Annotated in this window: 12 protein-coding genes; 1 reads left to right on the top strand and 11 read right to left on the bottom strand. The window is 61.0% G+C overall.

What is annotated here, in order from left to right; all coding sequences use genetic code 11:
* The 7 genes from G6N73_RS27265 to aceA form a co-directional block, all read right to left on the bottom strand.
* Positions 1 to 359 (bottom strand): hypothetical protein (locus G6N73_RS27265; RefSeq protein ID WP_206079110.1); only part of this gene is annotated, 359 nt, incomplete at its 3' end.
* Positions 360 to 507: 148 nt separating this feature from the next.
* Entirely contained in the window at positions 508 to 1794 is a 1287-nt protein-coding gene (locus tag G6N73_RS27260) for an NAD(P)/FAD-dependent oxidoreductase (RefSeq protein WP_165033109.1), read from the bottom strand.
* Positions 1791 to 2225: a hypothetical protein gene (locus tag G6N73_RS27255; RefSeq protein WP_165033108.1), complete on the bottom strand. Its 435-nt coding sequence runs from the start codon at positions 2223 to 2225 to the stop codon at positions 1791 to 1793. The genes G6N73_RS27260 and G6N73_RS27255 overlap by 4 nt, the downstream gene beginning before the upstream one ends.
* A gap of 12 nt (positions 2226 to 2237) precedes the next feature.
* Positions 2238 to 3671 (bottom strand): glutamine synthetase family protein, encoded by a 1434-nt coding sequence (locus G6N73_RS27250; RefSeq protein ID WP_165033107.1) that lies wholly within the window; start codon positions 3669 to 3671, stop codon positions 2238 to 2240.
* Positions 3672 to 3737: 66 nt separating this feature from the next.
* Complete coding sequence (locus G6N73_RS27245; RefSeq protein ID WP_165033106.1) at positions 3738 to 4193, bottom strand: ANTAR domain-containing protein; 456 nt, start codon at positions 4191 to 4193, stop codon at positions 3738 to 3740.
* Between the two features lie 212 nt (positions 4194 to 4405).
* Entirely contained in the window at positions 4406 to 4651 is a 246-nt protein-coding gene (locus G6N73_RS27240; protein ID WP_165033105.1) for an SMc00767 family acetate metabolism repressor, read from the bottom strand.
* A 138-nt stretch (positions 4652 to 4789) separates the two neighbouring features.
* A complete protein-coding gene (gene aceA / locus G6N73_RS27235) occupies positions 4790 to 6079 on the bottom strand; it encodes an isocitrate lyase (RefSeq protein ID WP_165033104.1) in 1290 nt (429 codons plus the stop codon).
* Positions 6080 to 6760: 681 nt separating this feature from the next.
* Between aceA and G6N73_RS27230 the strand changes: the two genes are divergently transcribed.
* Positions 6761 to 8209, top strand: coding sequence for a helix-turn-helix domain-containing protein (locus G6N73_RS27230; protein ID WP_165033103.1), 1449 nt, complete (start codon positions 6761 to 6763; stop codon positions 8207 to 8209).
* 17 nt (positions 8210 to 8226) lie between these two features.
* Here G6N73_RS27230 and G6N73_RS27225 read toward each other — a convergent pair whose 3' ends face one another.
* The 4 genes from G6N73_RS27225 to G6N73_RS27210 form a co-directional block, all read right to left on the bottom strand.
* Entirely contained in the window at positions 8227 to 8526 is a 300-nt protein-coding gene (locus G6N73_RS27225; protein WP_165033102.1) for a type II toxin-antitoxin system RelE/ParE family toxin, read from the bottom strand.
* Positions 8516 to 8713: a hypothetical protein gene (locus G6N73_RS27220; protein WP_165033101.1), complete on the bottom strand. Its 198-nt coding sequence runs from the start codon at positions 8711 to 8713 to the stop codon at positions 8516 to 8518. The genes G6N73_RS27225 and G6N73_RS27220 overlap by 11 nt, the downstream gene beginning before the upstream one ends.
* Before the next feature lie 120 nt (positions 8714 to 8833).
* Positions 8834 to 9118 (bottom strand): type II toxin-antitoxin system RelE/ParE family toxin, encoded by a 285-nt coding sequence (locus G6N73_RS38745; protein ID WP_165033100.1) that lies wholly within the window; start codon positions 9116 to 9118, stop codon positions 8834 to 8836.
* Positions 9108 to 9305 (bottom strand): hypothetical protein, encoded by a 198-nt coding sequence (locus G6N73_RS27210; RefSeq protein WP_165033099.1) that lies wholly within the window; start codon positions 9303 to 9305, stop codon positions 9108 to 9110. The genes G6N73_RS38745 and G6N73_RS27210 overlap by 11 nt, the downstream gene beginning before the upstream one ends.
* Between the last annotated feature and the right edge of the window lie 134 nt (positions 9306 to 9439).

Below are 9439 nucleotides of genomic sequence, written 5' to 3'. Positions count from 1 at the left end.
AACTTCAGAAGGTTGCGGGTTAAAGAAATCAGCTTGTTTAAAGGTACCTCGCTAAATCCTCCAGATGTCTTAGACTGGATAACATGTAACTCAATTTTAACATCTTTTTTGAAGGGTGTCGTATCAAAATCTTCGTAAATCAGCTCGCCGTTCACAAACGAATAAATCGAATCAACTCCACCGTCGTGCTCGCCATCAACGATGCCAGCTTGAATTTCTTCGTACGAAAGGTCGAAGTCCTTTAGAATTTGCTCTGCGCAGAAAAGCTCAAAATAATCTTGATCGGATACCTCCGGGAGGAGTTCTTGACGCTGCTGAGCCAGTACGTCATCCAAAATTTGTTGGGAATTATCCGCCATTGCTTATTGCCCCCGTATCAGTGAATTCGCCACACCCAATAGCCCAAGGTATGGCATTGATCACTCGGTCAGAAAAGCCATGACTACGATGTTGATGAGTGACTGGAATCGTACGGTGAACGAACCTCACCGACGATCTTCTCCTCCTCTAAATCCTATCCCTGAGCGCGAACCAGTTGAGGGCGAGGAAGAGCAGCGGGGCTCGCAGGCGGCGGCCGCCGGGGAAGGGCGGGATGTTCAGCTCCTCGAACAGCTTCAGGCGGTCGCGGTTGCCGGCAACCGTCTCGGCGTAGAGCTTGCCGACGAAATTGGACAGCATGACGCCGTGGCCGGAATAGCCGCCGGCGGAAATCACGCCCGGCATGACTTCGCGGACGAACGGTTTGCGCGGCACGGTTATGCCGACATAGCCGCCCCAGCCATGCGTGATTTCGATGTCCTTCAGCGCCGGATAGATCTCGGCGATCTGGCGGCGGATGTGGATGTGGATGTCCTTGGGGTCTTTGACCGTGTAGATCTCGCGGCCGCCGAACAGCAGCCGGTTGTCGCGCGTCTTGCGGAAATAGCGCACCACGAAGCGCGAGTCGTCGACGGATTCGCCGCCCGAAAGCACCGGGCTGTCGGCCGGAAGCGGCACGGTTGCGCCGATGAACGAGCCGATCGGCATGATGTGCGAGGCGCTGACCGGCTCGAGTTCACCGCCATAGGCGTTGACCGCGACCAGGCATTTTTCGGCGGTGATCGCGCCGGTCGGCGTGGTCACGCGGATTTTGCCGCCGGAGGACGATAGGCTCGTGGAACGCGTGTTCTCGAACAGCCGCGCGCCGGCTTCCGCCGCAACCCGCGCCGTGCCGATGACCAGCTTCAGCGGATGGATATGGCCTGTGCCGGTGTCGCGTATGCCGCCGTAGTAATGTGTCGAGCCGACGCGCTCGGCGGTCTCGGCGGCGTCCATGAATGTCATGTGCGGGTAGCCGGCCTTCTCTCGCATGTAGTCGGCGTAGCGGCGGTAATCGTCGACATAGCGCTTCTTATGCGCGACCGAGATCTGGCCCGGCATGAAATCGATGTCGATGGCATTGACGCGCGCGAATTCCAGGAGGTGCGCCTTCGCTTCCTCGGCGAGATCGAACAGCGCCTTGGCGCGCGTCCAGCCATAGGCTGCCTCCATGTCGTCGAGCGAGCCGCGCTGGCCGGTGCCGAGCTGACCGCCATTGCGCCCCGACGCGCCGTCGCCGAAGCGGTTGGCGTCGATCAGGACGACGTCGACGCCGGATTTGGCGAGGTGCGCCGCCGCCGAAAGGCCGGTGAAGCCGCCGCCGATGATGACGACATCGGTGCGGATGTCGCCGTCGAGTGAGGCATATTCGGGCCGTGGGCCGACCGTGTCCTCGTACCACGAGATGCCGGGAGAAATCGGAGATTGGTAGGTCATGATGATCTAATTGTTCGTGGCATAAAATAGGAGGCTACCGCCCCTAGTAAGAATGCTAGGTTTGCTGCTAGCCAGATGAAAAAGAAGAACGTTTCTCTACCGTCAAACCAACCTTCTGCAGCCCCATTGGTAAAATCTCCATGTCCAAGGACGGTGCACGCGCCCAAGTTCGCGAGGAAAAAGCCGTAGCCAAGCGTCATCACAAAATGGAGTTGCCACCAAGCAACTGGAATGAGAGGGACGAAAACCAAGAATGAGATAGTTTTCCTGTTGGAAAAATAGATCAGAAGCCAACCCAGAAGATAGAGCGCCAGCGAGTACAGGCCTCCCACTAGTTCGTCCGCGGAGCCTCCCGTGCAGGTGCCTGAACCGAGTGATAGTGCGGCATTCAGAACTCCAAGATAGAGTAGCACGACCCCGACGATTGTCATCGACTACTCATCTCACACATTCAGCAGCAGATATTCCCGCTCCCACGGGCTGATAACCTCCATGAAGGTCTCGAACTCTGCCCGTTTGATCGCCGCATAGGTGGCTGCGAAGGAGTGGCCGAGGAGCTCCTTCAAATCCTCGTCGGCCTCGAACAGGTCGACAGCTTCCAGCAGGCTGCGCGGCAGGTCGATCTCGTCCTCGTTTGCGGTGGTGAGCATCGCCGCGTCGGGCGCGATCTGCTTCGACATGCCGATCAGCCCGCAGGCGAGCGAGGCGGCGACCGCCAGATAAGGATTGGCGTCGGAGGAGGGGATGCGGTTTTCGAGCCGGCGGCCGGCCGGGTCGGAGCGCGGCACGCGGAAGGCGACCGTGCGGTTGTCGTAGCCCCATTTGGTGTTGACCGGGGCGGAGGCGGCCTGCGTCAGCCGCCGGTAGGAATTGACGTAGGGCGCAAACATCACCAGCGCGTTGGGCACATGCTTCTGCATGCCGCCGATGAAATGGCCGAAAGCCTCGCTCTCGCCGCCGTCCGGGTCGGAAAAGACGTTCTTGCCGGTCTTCTTGTCGATGATCGACTGGTGGATGTGCATGGCCGAGCCGGGCTGGCCCTGGATCGGCTTGGCCATGAAGGTGGCGTAGGTCTCGTGCTTCAGCGCCGCTTCGCGGATGGTGCGCTTGAACAGGAACACCTGGTCGGCGAGTTCGATCGGATCGCCGTGGCGCAGGTTGATCTCGAGCTGGCCGGCGCCTTCCTCATGGATCAGCGTGTCGATCTCCAGGCCCTGGCTTTCGGAGAAATGGTAGATGTCGTCGATCAGCTCGTCGAACTCGTTGACGCCGGCGATCGAATAGCCGGCCCCGCCGCCGATGGGGCGGCCCGAGCGGCCGACGGGCGGCACGAGGGGATAGTCGGGATCGGGGTTCTTGCGCACCAGATAAAACTCGATCTCGGGCGCAACGACCGGCTTCAGGCCGCGCTTGTCATAGGCGGCGACCACGCGCTTCAGGACGTTGCGCGGCGTGAACTCGACGGAGCGGCCGTCCTGGTGGACGAGATCGCAGATGACCTGCGCGGTCGGGTCGCTCTCCCACGGCACAACCGACAGCGTCGACAGATCGGGCATCAGCTTCAGGTCGCCGTCATCCTCCGGATAGGCGAAGCCGTTGCCGTTTTCGGGGTAGCCGCCAGAAATCGTCATCATGAACACCGCCGAAGGCAGCGCCAGCGAGGTGTTGGACGTGAACTTCTTCGACGGCATCATCTTGCCCCGGGCGACGCCTGCCTGGTCGGGGGTAATGCACTCTATGTCTTCGATGCCGCGCCATTCCAGCCACTCGCGGGCTTCCTTCCAGTTCTTCACGCCACGCAGGTTTTTCACGAATGCGGGCGTGCGGGCGCGTCCCCCGCGGCTCGACGGGCGGACTTCCTTCTTTGCAGGCGGCATCAATCACCAGATTGTGGTTGCGGATTTCGTGAGTATAGCCGGGCCGCAACGCGGAAAGGAAGGGGGCTACTGGCGCGCCCGCTCGAGCAGGCGGTCGATGACCGGCTGCAGCATTTCGGTGGTGATCGGCTTGGCGACCACCGCGTCGACGGCGGCGAGCGGCGCCGGATCGGCCTCGCAATGCGATTTCGTCGCCAGCAGAATGACGGAGGGGGCATCATGGCGGCATGCGCTGCGCAACGAGGCAAGCCGCGCCATCAGCCCCTCGCAATCCCTGTTGTCGGCGCCGCCGTCGAGAATGACGGTGCCTGGAAAAACCGTGCGCAGCATTTTTGCCGCCGCTTCCGGCGTTTCGGAAATCGGCTTGAGGCCTGACTTTTCGATGATCTTCGACACGACGACCCGGTTTACCGGCGAGCGTCCAACGACGAGAACGCGGGAAAAATCCGGCGTCAAAGGAGCGCCAAGAGGGACAGCGTTCGTGAACAGGCCGTTCGCCGGTTCGTGGCCTGATTTGGTCATGCTGGAAATGCCGATCGTCAAGCGCTCAATTTACGGTTGCGAGGCGGGAACATAACCGGCATTACGCTTACGTCAAGCTTAAAGTCGGCGAAAATCTTGCAGGAATGAAGAAAACAAGGGCAGCCGGCCTTCAATTTGTAAAGGAAGGCTGCCCTTGTGTTGTCGGGAACAAACCTGACCGTGAGAATATCGTTATCCGGACAGGTTGTATTTTAGTCGCTTTGTCTGGACTGCGTGACGATCACCGGGATCAGCAGATCGCCCCAATTGCCATTGCCGCTATGGTGGCGCGCCGAGCGAACGAGTTCGACGGAAACGCCGGCCTCCACCGCCTTCATCACCGACTGGTTGAGCCGGTGCAGGTCGTTGGCCAGCATCCGGATTGTCGCCTGCTGGTCGGCGTTCATGGCCGATGACTGTTCCTCGGCTCTTTCCTTGACGCGACTGATCGATGCCATCTGAGATTCTCCTTCGTGCCTGTTGCGCCCTTTCGGGCGTTCCTCGTTTGGTGCCGGGGACAGTTTACTTTTTTCCGCCCGAGCCGACTTGGAGGCGTCGCGGCCTTTTGCTGAAAGAAAGTAAACTGTCCCGTTAGCCTACTCCGCCGCCGGCTTGAACTGGTCGTGCTCGGTCGATTCCTTCATCGCCGTCGTCGAGGACTGGCCGCCGGTGATCGCCATCGAGACGGCGTCGAAATAGCCGGTGCCGACCTCGCGCTGGTGCTTGGTGGCGGTGTAGCCGTTTGCTTCGGATGCGAACTCGGCTTCCTGCAGTTCCGAATAGGCGGCCATCTGGCGGTCCCTGTAGCCGCGGGCCAACTCGAACATGCCGTGGTTCAGCTGGTGGAAGCCGGCCAGTGTGATGAACTGGAATTTGTAGCCCATGGCGCCGAGCTCGCGCTGGAACCTGGCGATCGTTGCGTCGTCCAGGTGCTTTTTCCAGTTGAAGGACGGCGAGCAATTGTAGGCGAGCAGCTTGTCCGGGTGATGCCTGCGCACGCCCTCGGCGAATTTCTTGGCCTGCGCCAGATCGGGCTTGGAGGTCTCGCACCAGATCAAATCGGCATGGGGCGCATAGGCGACGGCGCGCGCAATACACGGCTCCAGCCCGTTCTTGACCTGGTAAAAGCCTTCGACCGTGCGGCCGGCGCTGTAGTCGACGAAGGGTTGGTCGCGCTCGTCTATGTCGGAGGTCAGAAGCTTGGCGGCCTCGGCGTCTGTGCGGGCGATGACCAGCGTCGGCGTGCCCATCACGTCGGCGGCAAGCCTCGCTGCGTTGAGATTGCGGATATGGGCCGCTGTCGGGATCAGCACCTTGCCTCCGAGATGGCCGCACTTCTTCTCGGACGCGAGCTGGTCCTCGTAGTGGACGCCGGCGGCGCCCGCCTCGATGAAGGCCTTCATGATCTCGAAGGCGTTGAGGGGGCCGCCGAAACCGGCCTCGGCGTCGGCCACGATCGGCGCGAACCAGGTGTCGACCGACAGGCCGTTGCCCTCGGACGTCTCGATCTGGTCGGCGCGCTGCAGCGTCTTGTTGATGCGCTTGGCGAGTTCTGGCGCGGCATTGGCCGGGTAGAGCGACTGGTCGGGATACATGGCAGACGCCGTGTTGGCGTCGGCCGCGACCTGCCAGCCCGACAAATAGATCGCCTTCAGGCCCGCGCGCACCATCTGCATGGCCTGGTTGCCCGAAAGCGCCCCGAGCGCGTTAACGAAACCCTCCTCGTGGATGAACTTCCACAGCCGGTTGGCGCCCATTTCGGCGAGGCTGTATTTGATCTGGACCGAGCCGCGCAGCCGCGTGACGGCCTCCGGCGCGTAGGGGCGTTCGATGCCGTCGAAGCGGCCTTCCGGTGCGGAGGGGACGAGGTTGTAAAAATCGGTCATAGATCGGCTCCAGTCAGTCGAAGGTTGCTTGTGGCTTCCCGTGCGGGTGGCGCATCCGTATATGACTTCATTTACATTGCAGTGCGGGACAAGCGAGGGAAATCGCCAAGTGCGGTAGAAAATAAGGGAAAACCTGTGTTGTGTTTGACTGGGGAAGGCTGTAAATTTGTCAAAGCTGTAAAAGTTGCCCTGCAGAGAGATTTCGCAAATTACGTGTAAATTCCTGTAAATATCACAGTCACGATGGTTTGAATGCCTGTTCTCCCAACTCTGCTTCTGCCGTTGGCAGCCCTGTGTCAGCTTCTGATCGTGTTCTTCTGTGTCGGGGGTTTTGCGGAACTGGTTCACCGACAAACGATGGGAGGGGACGATGTAGCCGCTGCTCGGCCGCGAACCGCCATAGGCCTGCCAGCCACCATTTCTGTGGTGCTTCAGGCGGCATTTCTTAATGGGGCTTTGCTCGTTCTCTCGTTTCCGAGTTTCGTGGCGGGCGAACTCTCAGACGGCTTACTGGTTTTATCAGGTGTTGGTTTCGCCGGAGTTGCGGTGTCTGCGATAGCGGCGATGAGTTCCACGCGATCCAGGTCAAAGCCGCTAATTGCGCAGCTTGCTCTCAGCGTCATCGGACTGATTTGCCTGTTCATTTCCTATTATCTTGGGTCCGCGGCGTAGGTCCGACCCATGGCCGAGCAAAAAATCTTCGCCGGGCCGCGCATCCGCCGCATCCGCACGGCCCGCGGCCTGACCCAGACGGCAATGGCCGAAGGGCTGGGGATCTCGCCTTCCTATCTCAACCTGATCGAGCGCAACCAGAGGCCGCTGACGGTGCAGCTCATCCTCAAGCTGGCATCCGTCTATAAGGTCGATCCGGAAGAGTTGCAGGGCGAAGCGCGCGGCTCGATCACGGCGCTGCGTGAGATGTTCGCCGATCCGCTGCTTGCCGGCGAATTGCCGGGCGACCAGGAACTGATCGAGGTCGCCGAGGCCGCTCCGAACGCGGCCGCGGCGATGATAAAGCTGTTTCGGGCCTATCGCGAACAGGCCGAAAGGCTGTCGGACCTTTCCGAGCTTCTGGCGCGCGAGGGCAGGGCGACCGCGCTACTCGGCGCCAGGCTGCCCTTCGACGAAGTGCGCGAGATTTTCGAGCGCCACCCGAACCATTTTCCGGCGCTGGAGGAGGAGGCGGAGGCGTTCACCGCGCTGCTCGATTCGGGCGACGATCTGTTCGGCGCGCTGAAGGCCTGGCTGAAGCGCGAATACGGCATCGTGGTCAAGGTGCTGCCGGTGGCGACGATGCCGAACTGGCGGCGGCGCTATGACCGCCACTCGCAACGCCTGTTCATTTCCGAACGCCTGTCGCCTTTCGACCAGTTGCGCGAAGTGGCGATGGAAGCCTGCCTGATGCGCATGCAGGTCGCGGTGGCTGGCGAGATCCAGGGGCTGAAGCTTTCTTCCGACGAGGCGCGGCGCATCGCTCGCTTCGAACTCGGCCGCTATGCCGCCCACGCGCTGATGATGCCCTACCAGGCGTTTCAGGCGGCGGCGGTGCGCGCCCGTTATGATATCGACGTGTTGAAATCACGCTTCGGCGTCTCCTTCGAGCAGGCGGCGAACCGGCTGACCATGCTGCAGCGGTCCGGCGCTCCTGGCGTGCCGTTCTTCATGCTCGAGGTCGACAATGCCGGGCACCGCTTCCGCAAGGCAGGCGCGCAGGGTTTTCCGCAAAACCGTTTTGGTGGCGGCTGCCCCAAGCTGCCGGTGCATGCAGCCTTCACCCAGCCGGGTCAGATCTTCGTCGAGGCGGTCGAGATGCCGGACGGTGCCGAATTCCTCTGCGTCGCCCGCACACTGGAAGGGCCGCAGGGCGCGTTTTCGGAGCGTCCGCGCCGCACCGCGATCCTGATCGGCTGCGACATTGGTTTCAAGGACGAGATCGTCTATGGCGCGGCGCTGCCAGGCCGTCCCGCAGGCAGTGGCGCAAAGTCAGGCGCTGTCCTCTCGACGCCGGTCGGGCCGACCTGCCGCCTCTGCGAGCGCTCAGGCTGCCTCTCGCGCGCCGAACCGCCGGTGACGCGGCCGCTCGGGCTGGACGAGATGGTGACGGGACTGAGCGCTTTCGATTTCCAGTAGACCGGCCCCAACTTTCGTCAGACAGTTTGCTCGAAAAATCTGCTCAGATCGCGGCGGCCATCGAGAACCATCACGATCGAGACGATGTCGGCTGCTTCGTCATACTGGTGGAAAACGAGATGGTTGCGGAAGATCAGAACCCTGAACTCGTCATTGAAACGTCGCCCGGACATCGGAAAGGTGGCAAGCCTATCGCATGCCGCATAAAGTCCGGCGACATAGCGTCCCCCGGCCTGCGGGTTCTCAGCAGCTATGTAATCGAGAATCTCCCCAAGGTCGTCCTTCGCTTGATCAAGCCATCGGACTTCAGCCGCCATAGCGAGCACGAAGTTCAGCGAAGAACTCGTCGTGCGGCGTCGCCCCGCCCCGTTTGACGGCAGCCTCCAGCCGCGCGTCGATTTTCTTTCTCAGCGCCATATCGAGCAGCGCGCGACCAAGTTCTTCCTGCTCGTCTTCGGGAAGTGCTTCGACCTCGCGAATGGCTTTCTTCAGCGTCTGGTTCATCGATTGGAACTCCATTGCCTGGAGCATAACACGGCATTTCCAGCAACGAAAACGGCCCGACCTCGGGCTGGACGAGATGGTGACGGGACTAAGCGCTTTCGATTTCAGTAGCGATTTCGGCTAGGGGCTCCTGGCGGTGCGAAGGATCGCCTCCATGTTGCGGCGGCCGTCGATTATCCGCGCGATGACCGCTGTCGATCGGCCTCGTAGCGGTAAAAAACGACGTGGTTGCGGACGATCGTCGTATCGACGCGCCCTTTCGGGAAAGTCACTGAGCGCAAGGCACGCACTTCTCACGGCGGCGACATATGACTGCGCGGCAGAAGGGTTAAGTGCGTTCAAATAGTCGAATAGATTGGCGAGATCGGCGCTCGCCCGCTTTCGAAATACGACGTCAGGCGCCATAGCGCTGCCGGAGGTCGCGAAACACCTCTTCGGCAGGAATTTCGCCGCCCTCCGATTCAGCCTCCGCCAGCAAGGCATCGATCTTCTTGCGGATAGCCATGTCCATCAGCGCGCGGCCAAGTTCTTCCTGCTCGTCTTCGGGAAGTGCGTCGACCTCCTGGATGGCATTCTTCAGAGTCTGGTTCATCAATTGGAACTCCATTGGCTGGAGCATAACATGGCATTTCCCGCAACAAAACGGCTCGGCCGCTCGGGTTGGACGAGATGGTGACGGGCTTGAGCGCCTTCGATTTCCAGTAGTTCCAGTCTTAACGCAACGGC

The sequence above is a fragment of the Allomesorhizobium camelthorni genome, from assembly GCF_011045125.1.
Classification (GTDB): domain Bacteria; phylum Pseudomonadota; class Alphaproteobacteria; order Rhizobiales; family Rhizobiaceae; genus Allomesorhizobium; species Allomesorhizobium camelthorni.
The sequence above is the reverse complement of the archived record's forward strand: the minus strand, read 5'-3'. Positions and strand labels throughout refer to the sequence as shown.